This is a genomic window from Acidovorax sp. ST3, from assembly GCF_003231145.1.
Classification (GTDB): Bacteria; Pseudomonadota; Gammaproteobacteria; order Burkholderiales; family Burkholderiaceae_C; genus Acidovorax.
In genome coordinates, this window is record NZ_QKVP01000001.1 from 678,785 (window position 1) to 694,941 (window position 16,157).

A 16,157-nucleotide genomic window follows, 5' to 3' on the forward strand; every position below is an offset into this window, starting at 1 on the left:
CGGAGTACACATCTCTTGCCGATAGAAGAAAAGGCGAGCCCAGTCCTACCAGACTACTGGCACTTGACTTGTATTCCGCTGAGCTTAATAGCGCTGTACCCTATGGTCCTCTCTGCGGCCAAAGTACCTGAACTACGCTGCACTCAAAAAGAGGGCTTTCCCGTTGCACGAGAGAACGGAGGTGTGATCAGTCGTTTTTCAATCACCAACATGCTGTCATAAAAATGGAGGCCAAACGCTGACTGCGTAAAAGGTGTCACCTGAAAGCTTTCTGGATCTTTGCTGTGCCATGCATGGAGCTGGTCAATCAGTTCCTTTGAATACTCGATAAAGGTGTTGGCCTTGCGATAGCCGCCCCCCCAATCTTTCCAATACGAGGTGTGAAGGTCTTCGCAAACATACAGGCCATCGCGGCGCACATGGTGGTATAGCTCCTCAAAGCTGATGATTTGCTGCGCCATGGTGTGCCCACCGTCATCTAGGACGATGTCAAAAGGGCCATATTTGGCCGCTAGGTCACGTAAGAATTCTCGATCCTCTTGGCTACCAATTTCGATGGTGATGCCCTCTTCTTCGAACGCCTTGCACGCCGGGTTGATATCCACGCCGATAATCTGAGCACGCGGGCCAAAGTAGTTCTTCCACATCTGCAGGCTACCACCGTGAAAGACCCCGATTTCCAGAAACTTGATGTCTCGTCCCCGGAAGGCTGCGAAGTGCTTTTCGTAGATGTCGAAATAATGCATCCACTTGAAGATCAGGCGGCCGCTGTTGCTGGCAAAGTAATCGAACAGGTCCGTGCCCGGCGCCGGCAATGCCATTGAGGCCGGAACATAGGGTGCAACAGCATGAGATGCCACTTGCGCAGGCAACGCTGCAGCCGGGGCCGGGCTCGTTTTTACGGCGGCCTTCTTGGCGCGGCTACGGGGCTTGGGTTCACTCATGGTGGGTCTCCTTGGTGTGTTTCGGTGTTTTGGGTTGTTTGATTCCGTTTTTAGGAGCAGGCAAGGCCTTGCTTTCCCGGCACCAGTCGCGCCAGACCTGGCGCAGCTTCTTTTCCAGATCGCGGGTCACGGTGGCGCCATCCATCAATGGCGATGCCTGTACCTTGCCACGCAGCCCAGCGCGCAGTGCCGCCAACGCAGGAATGTCTGCTGCCCAGCGCTGGGCAATTGCAAGGTATTCCTCTTGGGTATGCGCAACAAACCCCGGATGCCCCACCGTACTCATCATGGACGTTGCGGATCGGTGAATCGGGCTGGGACCAGACAGCGTGATGACGGGCACTCCCATCCACAACGCATGCGCCGTGACCGTAGCACCCGTGTACGGGAAGGCATCGAGCACGATGTCCACCTCATTGTGCGCCAGAAAATACTCCTTAAAGGGCTTGCGCGGCATCAGTCGCACCCGCTTCCATGGCACGCCACACGCACGGCAGGTCTTTCTGATACGGTCGTTCAGCACCGTGTCATCTTCCTTACCGCCGGTAGCCAGAAAGAGCTCAGCATCAGGGATCGCCTTGAGCAACTGGCCCCACAATTTGAATACTTTCGGGTTGATCTTGCCGAACGCATTGAACGATGCAAACGTGATGTGCCCGTTTTTCAAAGCAGGCAACTCGCTAACCGGCAGGTTTTCGGCCTCGTGCGAAGTTTTGTAGCACCAGCCGCTCACAATACGCAGCAGCTTTTCGGAGTGCAGGTGCTCAGTCAGCCCCGGCGGGTCCATGAAGGCATCCGTAATGCGCCAATCAATAGCAGATAGCCCCGTAGTGGTCGGCATCCCCAGGGTAGTCATCTGAATCGGAGCAGCCTTGCGCCCGAACATGTAAAGCCGGTGAAAGGCTGTGTGGTTCGACAGGTCGATCAGGATGTCGATGCCATCGAGCCGAATCATCTCCACCAGAGCCTCGTCCGACAGGTCCAGCGTCCAGCGCCAATGGTCGGCCATGCCCATCATCCGCTGGGTGATTGGGTCGCCCCCCTTTTGGTTGGCATAGCAGTACACCTCAAACTGCTCGTGGTCATGATGGGCTAGCAAGGGCTCCGAGAAGAAGGCCACTGAATGCTGGCGAAAATCGCCCGACACGTAGCCCAGTTTGATGCGTCGGCGTGCCGCAGGCTTGTTGTTAAACCGAAAATCCGCCGGCGGTGCGCGCCATCGGATAAAGCGCCGGTCCCACGACTTGTAGGCTTCGGCAATCTGCTCGGGCGTCAGCTCAGGGTCATAGTTGCTGCAGAACAGCACACCCGACATTGCATCCGGGTTTTCTGGCTCGGATTGCAGAATATCTCGGAACAATGCATTGGCACCAGAAATGTCACCGCGTTTGAGCAGCAGCGAGGCCCGAGGGTGACGCAACACAACCTCGGGCACATCGTGCGCCTGGGCATCGTCCAGCACGGCGCCAGCCTCGTCGTAGTCGCCTGCCTCCTGTAAAAACGCGGCCAGATTCAGATAGGCCTGCTCCCAATACGGGTCGCCCGCAATGGCGTCGCGCAGCAGTTGGCGCGCCTCATCGGGCTTGCCTTGGTCCTTGCGCAGCCCGGCCAACGTGGCCAACGCCTTGGCGTGGCGCGGGGCTGCGGCAATGCACTGCTTCAGGCACTCTTCCATGGCGGCTTTGTCGCGCAACGCCTGGTGAGACAGGGCAGCGTGGTACCAAGCCGTCTCGCACTTTTCATCCAGCACCGTGGCCTGCTGCAGGTAATATAGAGCCTCACCGGGGTTGCCAAGGGCCTGCACAGTGATACCCAAGTTCACCAATAGCGTCAGGTCGGTGGGAAAACGCGCATGTCCTTGTCGGAAAAACGCCAACGCCATCACCGGCGCAAATGCACCCTGCGCCTGAATACCCAGTTCCGCAAGGCCCTGTGCAGTGGCGTCTTCGGCCTCCAGCAAAGGGGACACCATGGCCTGAGCGGCAGTACGGTCGCCCATGTGGAACACGCATAGCGCAATGTCCAGACGCAGCGCGGGGCTATCAGGCAGCAGTGTCTGTGCCGCCTCGAACCAAGTCAGCGCTTCTGCCATACGGCCCATTCCACGCAAAGCTGCCCCCATAGTGCGCCGTGAAGCTGAGCTGTCGCGATCTTGCTCCACCAGCGTCAGCGCGGCTTCCAGCGCCTCGGGCCAGCGCTCCAGGCGCAGCAATGCGGTGGCCTGATTGTGCAGCGCGGGCACATTGGTCGGCTTCGCTTCCAGTGCCTTGCGTGCCTGCTCCAGCGCTTGCAGATACTCGCCCTGCATCAGCGCCAGCCCAGCCATGGCGTTTATAAAGCGCGCATCCTTTGGTTTAAGGTGCCAAGCAGTATTCAAATCGGCATAAGCCAAATCCCACTGCCCCCGCAGCATCGAGCACACACCCCTATAGAAAAGCGCTTCAGCGTCGTTGACATCCGCCTGCAAGCGCTGGACGATGGCCTCTTGGGCTTGCTCCAGTCGACCTTCGTCTATCCAGGCCTGCAGCGTTGTGGCGGACGCCGGAAGCGCCGCCTTCTGGGGGCCTACTCGACTCATTCAGCCTGCACCTTACCCAGTGCGGGATTCAGGCGCAGGGCTTTTGCGCGAGCTGCATCAGCCTGCTTGGCATCGCCCTGAGCCTGCAGGAGATGAGCTAAGTTGAACCAGGCCTCGGCATAGTCGGAGTCCAGCTCCAGTGCCTTACGCAGGCTCTGTTCTGCGGCCGGCTGGTCGCCCACGGCCTGCTGGGCCAGCCCCAAGTTGTTGAATACCTGCGCCACCCCAGGCAGGTGCTGCGCGGCAGCGGAAAAGGCCACCACCGCCTGGCGTGCTTCACCTCCCGCCAATGCCAGCACGCCCAATTCATAATGCGCCGGGCCCAGTGTGGGATCCAGCAGTGTCGCGCGGCGAAAGTACTGTCTCGCGGCCGCTGCATCACCTTGCCCCAGCAAGGCAAGTGCCAATAAATGGTGAGTACCAGCATCATCGGCCTTGTAACCTAAGGTTTGCTGAAAGCTGGCTACCGCGTCCTCCCACCTCTCCAAGCCCAAAAAAGCCCGCCCTCGCGATTGTGCGACGGCAGGCAGCAGGTCAGGTGCATCCTTCACATGGGCTAGGTACTGCAAGGCCTGCTTGGGTTTGTTTTGCGCCAAAGCACACAAAGCACGCAAGTGCCATCCGTACACTTGACTGGGTAGCACTTTGACAAGGCTTGCACAGAGCTTTTCAGCCTCCGCAAACCGCCCTCCGGTAAATGCCTGCCCCGCGAGAGCCAACACCTCATCTGGTGCTGACAAGGAAGCGACTGCGGATGTCTTTTTATTCATAATCTCGGCACCTTGCTCGAATGGGGTGAATAGCAACTACAAGTTTCACCGAAATATTCGGCACCGAAACGCAAAAAAGCTGCCTGTAGGCAGCTTTTTTTGAAGCACACAAATACCGTTTTACCAAATACGAATCATGCCCAACTGCCCTCCTCCAATGATTGGAGTGCCGCCCTGCGCACGAGCAGTATAAGCGGCTACACACTTGTTACGGTTAGAAAAGGCTGCGATTGCAGCTGAACTGTTTGCAGGATTGGTTGCCAAGCCCGCAACAGCCGCAGCCCCGCCTGAAATGGTTGCAAGGGTCGCCGAACCAGCATTCCATTCAGCCGATGCAATTGTTCCGGTCGCCGACGCAGTCCCTGCCCCAGACGTAAAGGACACCAGAGCGGTAGCCGCCAGCGCACCACTCGGAGTAGCCGCCGCGCTGAAAAAGCGCAGCTGCCCATCCGTAGCAACCTCAGCGTTGAACGTAACATTACAGGCCTGACTGGAAACAACTACGTTCTGCAAGAACGCAAGGCCGACAGACGCGTTGGCACTATTCAGGAACATCGCGCCGGTAGTGTCAGTAGCGCCGAAAGGCAGTGACAAATTAACCGTTTCAGCGCCACCTGCAGTCGCATTCACAGGCCCTCCAATGGCATATGCCCAAGTACTAGCAGAACCCGAGGCAGGCTGGAACAACTCCAGCATCAGGACATTGGCAGCTCCTGCGCCGGCACCATCACGGGCGATGGTGGGAACGAAAGCTACGTACTTACCGCCACCAGTAGCGTTGCCATAAAACATCATGCCGTAGTCGAAGGTCTGCATCTGGGCGCTAGCGCCCATGGAGGCGGCCATGAGGCCAAGCCCCGCCACTGTGCTGATCAAAGAATGCTTGCTCATGTGAAGACTCCTGTAAAAAAGGGGTGGCCAATAGAAACGGAACGCTGTCCCAGGGGCTGAAACATCGCCACCCACGGTGTGGCCAACACTGGCCTGTTTTCAACCCGTACGAGCATTATCGGCAGCCCCCCGGGAAACTGAAACACTAATTTACACCTGTTATTCTGCCCTGTTCCAAGACCCATTTGGCCGTCACTCCCCCAGAATCGGGGAGCCCCATACGACGCAAAGACAATGAAGACCCAACCACCAGCATCTGTCGTCGCCGAGAACGACCCCAAGAAAACCCCAGGAGAACTCATTGCACAGCTCCAGTCGACCGACCCAGCTCTGAGGCAAGAGGCTGCCGTGGCGTTAGCGAAACAGGCTAAAAACGACCCTCGTAACGCGCTCCTTCAACAGGGTATGGGCATCGCGGACGCACTGGCTGGCCGCTGGGAAGAGGGTCGCAAGCATTTTGAACAGGCCGTTGCGCTGGAGCCACGGTTTGCCTCTGCGTGGTCCAACCTGGGCAACATCCATAAGCTGCAAGGTCGTCTAAAAGAGGCTCGCCAAGCCTACGACAAAGCCATTGCCCTGCAACCCGACCTGTCCGACGCACACTACAACTTGGCATTGGTCGCCGAAGCAGAGGGTGACCTGGGGGCGTCCGAGGCGTCATTGCGCCGCGCGCTGCTGTTCCGCCCCGCCTACCCCGAGGTGCACAACAATCTGGGGCATCTGATGTTGAAAGCAGGGAAGGTGGAACAGGCGGTATCTCACTTCCGCCAGGCGCTGGTGTTCAACCCCGCGCTGCGCCCGGCCCGCAATAACCTGATTCTGTCCTTGTACCGGTTGTCGCGCACCCAAGAGGCGCAATCCGAGGTAGACCGCCTTCTGGAGCAAAACCCGGGTGATCCCCAGGTGCTGCGCATACAGGCAGCTGGCCTGGCCCAACTGGGGCGACTTGCAGACGCCGAGGCCATCAATCGCCAACTACTCGTGCAGGAACCCGATGCACCCGATCTCCAGTGGAACCTGGGAGAGGTCATGTTGCAACGAGACGACTACGAGGGTGCGATGGCATGCTACCGGGAGCTGCTCGCACGCCCCAACATACCGACCGCGCTGGCGCTGGGAGCCATGGGCAATGTGATGCTGGCGCAAGGCAACTACAGCGAGGCACGCAACCTGTACCAGCAAGCCCTGGCTACTGATGCCCGCCATCCCAGCCTGCTGCAGGGCCTGGCCCGCGCCCTACTGGCAGCCGGTGAAACGCGCCAAGGCCTGGAGACACTCCATCGCGCCGTGACCCTGCTGCCCAAAGCAGACGATGTGCATTCGCAATACTTGCTGGCGCTGCGCCTGGACTCGGCATGTTCCGAAGCGATGCACGCTGCAGAGGCGCAGCGCTGGCTGAAAGCCCACGCACCCAAATCAGCCGCCCCTCTCCAGCATCGCCTGCACAAGCAAGGAGAAGCTTTGCGCGTGGGGCTGCTGGTTGGCGATCTAGAAAAAGGCTCGGTGCCTGCAGCACTGGCAGCGCTGATGCCAGTGCTGGACCCTCATGAGATAGACCTGTACGTCTACCACGCCGCTCGGTCGGGCAATGCAGCACAGGCGTTGCAGGACATCGCACCTCATTGGCGACCCGTGTCCAGTCTTGGCGATACGGACCTGGTTCAACAGATGCGTGAGGACGGGTTGGACGTTCTACTTGACATGATAGGCCATGGCCCGGGGGGCCGGCTCCCTGCGCTGGCCCAGAGGGCAGCGCCGGTGCAATTGGGGTGGTTGGGAGAAGCATCAGAGGCGAGTTTGGCGATTTGGGATGGCACGCTTGATGACCAAGGCTCACCTGCCCCCTTAAAAGCTTGGCCTCCCTGGAGACCGCCTGCGGATGCACCAGATGTCAGTCCACTTCCAATGCTCACCATGGGCCACGCCACCTTGGGTGTACTCGCGCCGCTTGGCCACATCCAAGCCGAAACACTCGATGCCTGGGCCGAAATTCTTCGGGCCCAGCCCAGCGCACACCTGTTGATCGTGAGCCAGACAGCTGAGTCCGATACAGCGACCCGCCAGCGCATACAGCGCCTGTTGTTGCTCCGCGATATAGAGCCGGACCGCGTGCATATTGCCCACCGGCTGACTGCTGCGGAAATGTGGCAGGCGATGGCGCGCATAGACGTGGTACTGGACAGCTTTCCCCAACCCATGTCAGCAGAAGTCGTCCTGAACTGCCTGTGGATGGGCATACCCGTGATCACGCTCCACGGGAGGCAACCCTGGCAACAGCGCAACCGAAAACTGCTAGCGCAGATCGGATTGCAGGAACATGCTGTCAGTGACGTGACCCGCTACGTTGAGCAGGTGGTCTCGCTAATGCATCAGCCGGAGTCACTGGAGACACTTCGAGCAGCATTGAGGGCGAGATTGCAGCATTCCCCCTGCATGGACACCGCCGCATTCGCGCGCTCACTCACAGCGACATTGAAACAACGGATCGCCTACTAAGCTCTGTACGGACAACCTACGCCCTCATTGTGGAGACTGACTCGCGCCCTGCGTCTTGGGTGCTGGGCACTCGGCCGCCGCCCAATTGCCTATTTGGTGGTACACAATGTGACCACGCTCCACACCTTCCTTGTCGGGAGCCAGCACCACTTCCACGCGTCCATGAAAGGTCTTGCCCTGCGCTTCAAGCGTGCCTCGATACTGGGCATTTTCAGGAAGGCCCCGACACGCTAATTTGAGCGTGAGTGCATTATCCACCCATGCACCTCCTGCTTGAACTTGGCAGGCAGGCATTGATATCACCGCAATTCGGCCTTCTTTAATATCATCTTCAGTGAGGCAAACCCGCGTATTGCGGGGAAGCGCCATCATTTGGCCTCCAACCATTTCGGGGCGCGTATTGACCTGCCACAAACCTGGCTCCAGGGGTGTAGTGACGGTTTGTGCGCTGACACCAAATGCAAACGCAAGCGAAGAAACCGCCCAGAGCGCGCGATTGGCTTGAATAATCAGCATAGACACTCCTTGGCTATTGCTATTATTTTAGTAGCCTTAAGCTTTTTTGAAAGCAAGAGGTCAATGCGAGTTCAAAACTCAGCTGACACTGCGGGAGCGGCGGCCGGCTCAGCCAGAGTCGGTACCGAGCGAGGGCTTTGCCAAATTGAATTGACTAAACCCCATCAACAGTCCATTCAATAAAACCCTATCACCCCATGGATTCACGAAATAGGAGGCTGATTTAACGCAAGCGAGCCAGCGGCAGTCCAGGTGCCCCCATGTCAGCGCGCAGGATGCGACCATGGGTGGAGTCCGTGACATACACGGTAGTGCGCCCTGCCCCGCCAAACGCCAGATTGGTGGTGGAGCTGCCCGGCGCGCCGCGCAGCACCTGCACCGGCTCGGCGCGGTGGTTCAGCACCCACACATAGCCCAGGCCGGGGTTGGCCACCAGCAGGTGGCCTTCGGCGTCCACGGCCAGGCCGTCGGGGCCGCTGGGGCCATACGAGGTGAAGAACTGGCTGACCTTGGCCACGCTGCCGTCCGGCAGCAGCGGCACGCGCCACACGCAGTTGCCGCGCGTCACGGCCAAGTACAGCACACGGCCATCTGGCGACAAGGCCACGCCGTTGGGGCTGGGCACGTTGTGCAGCAGCAAGTCGAGCTGGCCGTTGGGTCGCAGACGGTACAGGCGGCCACTCGGGTCGTGCAGGCCGCTCTGGCCCTGGTCGGTGAAGTAGAGATTGCCTTCGGCGTCAAAGATCAGGTCGTTCACGCCCTTGAAGCGCTCGCTGTTGCGGCGCTGCAGGTACGGAGTGACCGCGCCTGTGGACACGTCCAGCTGCATCAGGCCGTTTTTGTAGTCGGTGATAAGCAGCGTGCCGGGCTTCAAAAACTTCAGGCCGTTGGGCTCGCCGTCGTACTCGGCCACCAGCGCCCATTCGCCGTGGGGGTTGATGCGGAAGACACGGCCCCAGGGGATGTCGCTGACGTAGAGGTTGCCCGCATCGTCAAACACCGGGCCTTCGAGGAACGAATCGGTGATGGTGCCGCCCCGGTTGGCATCGGCCCAGTCGCTGCGCTCGCGGCGGCGAAAGTGCTCGGGCATGGTGGTGAACAGGTCGAGATCGTGGACCTCAGGGGCTTGCAGCAAAAACATGGCGGAGGCTTTCGGATCGTTCAGTGAGGGTCGCTCAGGCAGCGGCATCAAAACCATACAGCCGCGCCGGGTTGTCGACCAGGATACGGTCCATGACCGCGTCGCTGCCAGCCCAGGCCTGCAGCAAATCCACCAGATCGGCATCGTTCACGGTGCCAGGCGTCTCGGTGGTGTGCGGCCAGTCGCTGCCCCACACCAAGCGCTCGGGCGCAGCCTGCACCAGCGCCCGGCCCAGCGGCAGCGTGTCGGCATAGCTGGGGCCATGCACGGTCGAGCGCATATAGGCACCCGAGAGCTTGACCCAGGTGTTGCCACCATCGAGCAGGCCGCGCACCACGCCATAGGCCTCAGCAGCAGGGCCTTGGGCCGGGTCGATGCGGCCCAGGTGGTCTATGACCAGAGGCACAGGCAAGGTGCGCAGCTGCGGCGCGAGATCGATGAGTTGCTCAGGGTGCACAAAAATCTGGATATGCCAGTCCGCGCAGTCCGGATGATCAGACACCTTGCGCGCCAGCGTGGCCAGCATGTCAGGTGTGGTGGTGCCCCAGGATTGGGGCGAGACAAAGTTGACCCGCAGCCCACGCACACGGCGTGCGGCCAGGTGGGCCAGTTCATCCGCGCTCACATCCTCGCCCACCACGGCCACGCCGCGCGCAGCGTCGCCCAGTTGGTCCAGCGCATCAAGCGTGCACGCGTTGTCGGTGCCGTAGGTGGATGGCGTGACCACCACCGCGCGCGCGGTGCCCAGGCGCGCCTGCAGTTGCCGATACGCCGCCACGGGGGCCACCGGCGGCGTGCGCGGCCAGTGGCTTGATGGTGCAAAGCGCGGATCAAAGATGTGCATGTGGCTGTCGCAAGCGCCGGGCGGCAACGGGCGCTGTGGGCGGTTCAGGCCCACGGAGTGGGGCACCAGGGTCATTGCTTTTCAATACCCACTTTGATCGCAACAGACTCCCACAGCTGGGCATCTGCCTTCAGCTTGTCTGCAAAGGCGGTTCCGCTGAGCACGCTGGGCACGGCGCCGAGGTCCGTGGCAAAAGTCTGCACATCCGCGCTGGCCATGGCTTTGGTGATTTCCTGGCGCAGTTTGCTCAGTACCGCCTCCGGCGTGCCCTTGGGAGCCCACAGGCCGGTGAAATTGACCACTTTGTAGCCCGGCGCACCCGCCTGGGCAAACGTGGGCACATCGGGCAAGGCCTTGAGCCGCTGTTCGCCGCTCACTGCCAGCAGGCGTACTTTGCCGCCACGCACCTGCCCCATCACACCTGGGGTCGATGCGATCTGGAAATCGATGGTTCCGCCCAGCAACGCCAAGGTGGCTTCTCCAGCGCCTTTGAAGGGCACGTGGGTTGCCTTGAGGCCGCTGGCACCCTGCAATGCTTCTGTGGCGAAGTGGGGCATGGTGCCCGCTCCGCCGGTGCCGTAGTTGAGCTTGCCCGGGTTGGCTTGGGAATACGCCACCAGATCGCCCAGTGTTTTGAACGGGGAGTTGGCGGCTACCACCACGGTAGTGGGGGCGAAGTTGAAACCGGCCACAGGCACCAGGTCGTTGGCGTAGTCCCAAGGCAGCTTCTTGAACACCTGGGGCAGGATGGAGTACGTGGTGTCATTGGCCAAGAGCGTGTAGCCATCGCCCGGCGAACGCGCCACCTGGTTGGCACCAATGGTGCCCGTGCCACCGGCCTTGTTTTCGACAAAGAAGCTCTGGCCGGTTTGCTCCGTGAGCTTTTGGGCAATGCGTCGGGTCACCTGATCGACCGCGCCGCCCGGTGGGTATGGCACCACGATCTTGACGGCTTTGTCCGGGTAGCCGGTTTGTGCCATGGCATGGGTCATGGCGAAGGTCAGCGCAAGGGCTGCGCCCAGTGAGGTGTGAATGCGTCGCATGAGAGTCTCCTTGTCGTTCAATCAGCTTTGAGGTCGAGCGCTTTGGCCATCTGGCTATACGTGGTCACCTCGCGGGCCACACGGCTTGCAAAGGCATTGCCGCAGACCGATTCGGCGTCCAGCCCCAGGCCGCGCAGCCTGTCGATGGCCGATGCGCTTTTGGCAAAGTCGGCAGCTGTGCGCTCCAGCGCCAAGGCGATGGGCTCGGGCAGGCCTGCGGGGGCCAGCACGCCGTACCACACGTCGGCCGCGTAGTTGCCACCGCCTGCCTCGGCAAAGGTGGGCACGTCAGGCGCCAGGGCCGAGCGCTGGGGCGCGCCCACGGCCAATGCGCGCAGCTTGCCACTCTGGATCTGCGGCAGCACCGAGCCTAGGGTGGCGAACGAACTGTCGAGCTGGCCGCCCATCAGATCCGTCACTACGGGCGCCGCGCCCTTGTAGGGCACGTGGTTGAGCTGCAGGCCCTGGGCGCGCGCAAACACCTCGGTGGCGAAGTGGCCTGAGCTGCCCACCCCAGCAGTGCCTGCCGTCACGCGGCCGGGCTCGGCACGGGCCTTGGCCTGGTAGTCGGCAAGCGTCTTTACCGGCAGACCGGGTGCCACCACCAGCACCGTGGGGCTGCTGGCCACCGTGCACAGTGGGCGGAAGGACTTCACCGCATCAAACTTGACGCGGCCCTGGTACAGCCCAGGAATCATCGTATGGTTGGTGGCGCCGAACAGCAGCGTGTAGCCATCGGCCGGTGCACTGGCCACGGCCTGCGCGGCAATGATGGTGCCCGCGCCCGGCTTGTTGTCGATGATGAACGGCTGGCCCAGGGCGCGGCTGGCGTGGTCGGCAAACGCACGCGCCACCACATCGGTGGGGCCGCCTGCGGCAAAGCCCACCACCAGCTTTACGGGCTTGGTCGGGTAGGCCGCGGCGCCGGTTTGAGCGTGGGCGGCGCCAGACGCTACCAGAACAATAGCTGCCAGCGCATGAGGGATGAGCGCCACAGGCATTTTTTGCTTCAACATGGTGAAGGCCCCTTCAATCCATGCGGATGCCGGCAGTGCGAATCACCTCGGCCCACTTGATGGTTTCAGTTTTCAGGAAGACGCTGAACTCCTGCGCGCTGGAGCCCAAGCCCTGCACGCCCAGTTCGGCAAAGCGCTTCTTCATTTCGGGGCTGGTCACGATGGCGCGGGTTTCTGCCTCCAGCCGCTCCAGCACGGGGCGCGGTGTGCCTGCGGGGGCGAACAAGCCGTTCCACTCGCTGACCTGGAAGCCGGGCACACCAGACTCGGCCACGGTGGGCACAGACTCCCAGCCCTCGGCGCGGCGGGGCGACGAAATGGCCAGCGCCCGCAGCTTGCCGCTTTTGACGAACGGGCCGCTGGCTGTGGTGGCGCTGAACATTACGTCCACCTGCCCGCCGATCAGGTCGGTGAGCGCAGGTGCACCGCCCCGATAGGGGATATGGGTAATGGCCACTTTCTGACCCTGCTTGAACAGCTCGCCCGCCAGATGCTGCGCGCCGCCGTTGCCCGCCGATGCGTAAGTCAGATGGCCCGGCCGCGCCCTGGCGGCCTTGGCCACATCGGCCACCGACTGGAAGGGTGAGTTGGCGGGCACCACCATGAGCAGCGGCACCTGCAGGACCAGCGAGATGGGCGCAAAGTCCTTGGCCGCATCAAACGACAGCTTGGGGAACAGGCTGGGGTTGACGGTGAAGGCCGTGGCATCGAGCAGCAGCGTGTAGCCATCGGCAGGTGCCTTGGCGACGACCGCAGCGCCAATCGTGCCGCTGCCGCCGGGGCGGTTGTCCACTACCACCTGCTGGCCCAGGCGCTGGCCAAGCTGCGTGGCCAGCAGGCGCGCGGTGTTGTCCGCATTGCCACCCGCAGGGTACGGCACCACCAGCTTGAGCGGCTTGTCAGGCCAAGCACCCTGGGCCTGCGCAGGCGCTGCGCCCAGCACACCCGCAGTGGCAGTCACTACCAAAACCATAGCTGCCAGCGCTTTATTCACAAGCGTTAGCGGCCTATTTGTTTTGAAAATTTGGATCATGTTGCTTGTCTCCGTGAGGTGCCGATGCCGCACCACGCTTCAGCGCGAGCGGCATCGGCCCCCTGGTTGTTATGGAAGAAATCGATGCTCAGGCAGCGACAGCACTGCGGGCCAGCACGGCCAGCAGGTTCTTCGCGGCACCCATGCCCATGTTCACATAGGCATCGCTCGTCACGCCGCCGATGTGGGGGCTGAGGATGAAGTTCTTCTCGCCTTGGAAGGGGTGGCCCGCCGTCATGGGCTCCACCGCAAAGCTGTCGAGTCCTGCCGCCATCACCTGGCCCGAGCGCACGGCGGCCAGCAGTGCATCCTCGTCGATCAGGCCGCCGCGTGCGGTGTTCACCACGATCACGCCGCGCTTGCATTGCGCCAGCGTGGTGGCGTTCAGCATGCCGCGGTTGTCGTCGGTCAGCGGGCAGTGCAGCGAAATGGCATCTGACTCGCGCCAGATCGTTTCCAGGTCCACCACCTGTACGTACGCGGGCAGGTTTTTTGCAAACGGATCGAAGCCGATCACGCGCATGCCCAGGGCGTCGGCCATCTTGGCAAAGCGCAGGCCAATCGCGCCCAGGCCCACCAGGCCTACGGTACGGCCGCCCAGTTCCAGGCTCTTGTGCGTGGCCTTGTCCCAGTGACCGGCGTGCATGCGCGCATCGAGTTGCACCACCGATTTGGCGCAGGCCATCAGCAGCGCCAGCGCCTGCTCGGCCACAGCGGCGGCGTTGGCGCCCACGGCGGCCACCACCTCAATGCCACGGGCTTTGGCGGCGACTTTGTCGATGGTGTCCGTGCCACTGCCGTGCTTGGAGATGACCTTGAGCGCAGGCGCAGCGTCCATCACCGTGGCGCCTACCTTGCCGTAGCGCACGATCATCGCCACAGGGTTGTGCGCGCGGCACAGGGCCACCAGGTCTTCTTCCGTCGGAGCCTTGCCTGCGTAGACGATTGCGTAGTCTGTCAGCAGGTCCAGGGCTTGTTGCGCCAGGTCGGCGCCAGTGACGATGATGGTGGGTTGGCTCACAGCGTTTCTCCTTCTTTCAGCACGCCAGCGGCACGCAGGGCGGCGGGCAGCCACTTCGCGGCGGTGTCGCCTCGGGCAATGGATTCGATGCGGGCAGCTTCGTCGGCCACCTTCTTGTCGGCCAGGGCCATCATGGCGGGGGCCTTCTCGCGCTCGATGACGACCACGCCATCGGCATCGCCCACCACCAGGTCACCGGGGTTCACCACCGCTCCACCGGCGCTGATGGGGTGGTTGATGCGGCCAGGCACAAATTTGGTAGGGCCTGCGGGGTTGAAGCCCGCGCTGAACACGGGAAAGTCCAGCTCCAGAATTTCCAGCTTGTCGCGGATGGACGCATCCACGATCACACCCGCCAGGCCGCGCTTCTTGCAGGCGCTGAGCATCAGCGTGCCCATCAGCGCGGCCGTCTGGTCGCCCTTGCCGTCGATCACCAGCACGTCGCCTGGCTGGGCCAAGGCGATGGCGGCGTGGATCATGAGGTTGTCGCCGGGGCGCACTTCCACGGTGAAGGCGGGGCCCGCCACCTTCATGCTCTGGTGCACAGGCGCGACGCGGCCATGCATGGTGCCGCGACGGCCTGCCACGTCGGCCAGGATGGCGGCTTGGTAGGTAGAGGCTTTGGCCACAACGTCCGGGCTGACGCGGTCGATGGTGCGGATGATTTCAGGGAGTTGGTTCATGGGATCGGTCCGGTTGAGGTAATGAAAAAGAAGAAGCAGCGGTTTGTTTTTGGACAGGTGCTTGGGCGATTCACCCGGCGTCTCTGGCCAGGCGCCGCGTCGCAGGCAGTAACAGCGGTACGACAAGACGCGGCAACGACGCCAGAGGCGGCGGGTGGGTTGCGGGTATCAGTCGGCCTTGATGTTTCCGTCTTTGATCACCTTGGCCCACTTGGCAGAGTCGGCCTTTTGCAGGTCGCCCAGCTGCTGGGGCGTGCCGCCCACCAGCGTCACGCCCAGCTTGTCGGCCAGAGCCACAAGGGCGGGGTCTTTCAGCGCGCCGCCAATCTCGCGGTTCAGACGCTGCACGATGGTGGCGGGTGTCTTGGCGGGGGCAAACACGGCCTGCCACTGCTCCACCACAAAGTCCTTGATCCCCGCCTCGCCCATGGAGGGCACGGCAGGCAGGGCCTTGAGGCGCTGGGCCGACGTGACGGCCAGGGCGCGCAACTTGCCCGACTGCACATGAGGCAGAGCAGCGGCGGCAGGGGCAAACATGAACTGCACCTGCTCGGCCAGCGTGTCTTGCAGCGCGGGGGTGTCGCCCTTGTAGGGCACATGGATGAAGCGCGCGCCGGTTTGCTGCTGCAGCAGCTCGCCCTGCATTTGCAAAATGGTGCCGTTGCCGCCCGAGGCAAACGCCAGCTTGCCGGGCTGGGCCTTGGCCGCGGCCAGCAGATCGGCCACCGTCTTGAACGGCTGGTTCGCGCCCACCACCAGGATGTGCGGGATGGTGCCCACGGTGATGACGGGCTCAAACGCCGTGATGTGGTCGTAGGGCAGCTTGGCCATGAGGTGCGGCGCAATCGCCTGCGGGCCGATGGACGTACCCAGCAGCGTGAGCCCGTCGGGCGCCGCCTTGGCCACATAGGCTGCACCGATGGTGCCTGTAGCCCCGGCCTTGTTGTCCACGATGACGTTGGTGGACAGGGCCGCGCCCAGCTTGAGGGCAATGTTGCGGCCCAGCACATCGGTGCTGCCCCCGGCGGGGTACGGCACGACCCAGGTGATGAGCTTGCCCGCAGGCCAGTCGCTCTGCGCCCACGCTGGCAGGCCAGCACCGGCCCAGGCCAAGGTGGCTAACAAGTGGCGGCGCTGCACGCCGTGCGTGGAAAGATGGGATGCCAAAGAGGTCATGGTGC

General features: G+C 62.2%; 14 protein-coding genes. 1 reads left to right on the forward strand and 13 read right to left on the reverse strand.

From position 1 onward, the window contains the following. Positions 1-143: 143 nt before the first annotated feature. The 4 genes from DNK89_RS03035 to DNK89_RS24160 all read right to left on the reverse strand — a co-directional run bounded on the left by DNK89_RS03035 (position 144) and on the right by DNK89_RS24160 (position 5,183). Positions 144-944, reverse strand: coding sequence for a class I SAM-dependent methyltransferase (locus DNK89_RS03035; protein ID WP_203422175.1), 801 nt, complete (start codon positions 942-944; stop codon positions 144-146). Further along, entirely contained in the window at positions 937-3,522 is a 2,586-nt protein-coding gene (locus tag DNK89_RS03040) for a tetratricopeptide repeat protein (protein WP_110958836.1), read from the reverse strand. Before DNK89_RS03040 ends, DNK89_RS03035 begins: the two co-directional genes overlap by 8 nt. Next, positions 3,519-4,292: a tetratricopeptide repeat protein gene (locus DNK89_RS03045; protein WP_153064237.1), complete on the reverse strand. Its 774-nt coding sequence runs from the start codon at positions 4,290-4,292 to the stop codon at positions 3,519-3,521. Before DNK89_RS03045 ends, DNK89_RS03040 begins: the two co-directional genes overlap by 4 nt. Positions 4,293-4,412: 120 nt before the next feature. Next, positions 4,413-5,183, reverse strand: a complete 771-nt coding sequence (locus DNK89_RS24160; protein WP_153064238.1) for a hypothetical protein — start codon at positions 5,181-5,183, stop codon at positions 4,413-4,415. A 234-nt stretch (positions 5,184-5,417) separates the two neighbouring features. On the opposite strand from DNK89_RS24160, the gene DNK89_RS03050 reads away from it, so the two are divergent. After that, positions 5,418-7,679: a tetratricopeptide repeat protein gene (locus tag DNK89_RS03050; RefSeq protein ID WP_110958838.1), complete on the forward strand. Its 2,262-nt coding sequence runs from the start codon at positions 5,418-5,420 to the stop codon at positions 7,677-7,679. A 24-nt stretch (positions 7,680-7,703) separates the two neighbouring features. On the opposite strand, the gene DNK89_RS03055 is transcribed toward DNK89_RS03050, so the two are convergent. The 9 genes from DNK89_RS03055 to DNK89_RS03095 form a co-directional block, all read right to left on the reverse strand. After that, the gene (locus DNK89_RS03055; RefSeq protein ID WP_110958839.1) at positions 7,704-8,195 is read right to left on the reverse strand and encodes a DUF3617 family protein; all 492 of its coding nucleotides are present in this window, start codon (positions 8,193-8,195) and stop codon (positions 7,704-7,706) included. 223 nt (positions 8,196-8,418) lie between these two features. Beyond that, positions 8,419-9,336: an SMP-30/gluconolactonase/LRE family protein gene (locus tag DNK89_RS03060; protein ID WP_110958840.1), complete on the reverse strand. Its 918-nt coding sequence runs from the start codon at positions 9,334-9,336 to the stop codon at positions 8,419-8,421. A gap of 34 nt (positions 9,337-9,370) precedes the next feature. After that, a complete protein-coding gene (locus DNK89_RS03065) occupies positions 9,371-10,255 on the reverse strand; it encodes an amidohydrolase (RefSeq protein WP_110958841.1) in 885 nt (294 codons plus the stop codon). Further along, positions 10,252-11,223, reverse strand: coding sequence for a tripartite tricarboxylate transporter substrate binding protein (locus DNK89_RS03070; protein ID WP_110958842.1), 972 nt, complete (start codon positions 11,221-11,223; stop codon positions 10,252-10,254). The genes DNK89_RS03065 and DNK89_RS03070 overlap by 4 nt, the downstream gene beginning before the upstream one ends. Before the next feature lie 17 nt (positions 11,224-11,240). Next, positions 11,241-12,239, reverse strand: coding sequence for a tripartite tricarboxylate transporter substrate binding protein (locus DNK89_RS03075; RefSeq protein WP_110958843.1), 999 nt, complete (start codon positions 12,237-12,239; stop codon positions 11,241-11,243). A 13-nt stretch (positions 12,240-12,252) separates the two neighbouring features. Beyond that, positions 12,253-13,212 (reverse strand): tripartite tricarboxylate transporter substrate binding protein, encoded by a 960-nt coding sequence (locus tag DNK89_RS03080; protein ID WP_110958844.1) that lies wholly within the window; start codon positions 13,210-13,212, stop codon positions 12,253-12,255. 148 nt (positions 13,213-13,360) lie between these two features. Continuing rightward, positions 13,361-14,293: an NAD(P)-dependent oxidoreductase gene (locus DNK89_RS03085; RefSeq protein WP_110958845.1), complete on the reverse strand. Its 933-nt coding sequence runs from the start codon at positions 14,291-14,293 to the stop codon at positions 13,361-13,363. Then, positions 14,290-14,976 carry an RraA family protein gene (locus tag DNK89_RS03090; protein WP_110958846.1) on the reverse strand — a complete coding sequence of 229 codons (687 nt, stop codon included), beginning with the start codon at positions 14,974-14,976 and terminating at the stop codon, positions 14,290-14,292. Before DNK89_RS03090 ends, DNK89_RS03085 begins: the two co-directional genes overlap by 4 nt. 168 nt (positions 14,977-15,144) lie before the next feature. Then, positions 15,145-16,152 carry a tripartite tricarboxylate transporter substrate binding protein gene (locus tag DNK89_RS03095; RefSeq protein WP_110958847.1) on the reverse strand — a complete coding sequence of 336 codons (1,008 nt, stop codon included), beginning with the start codon at positions 16,150-16,152 and terminating at the stop codon, positions 15,145-15,147. Positions 16,153-16,157: the final 5 nt, after the last annotated feature.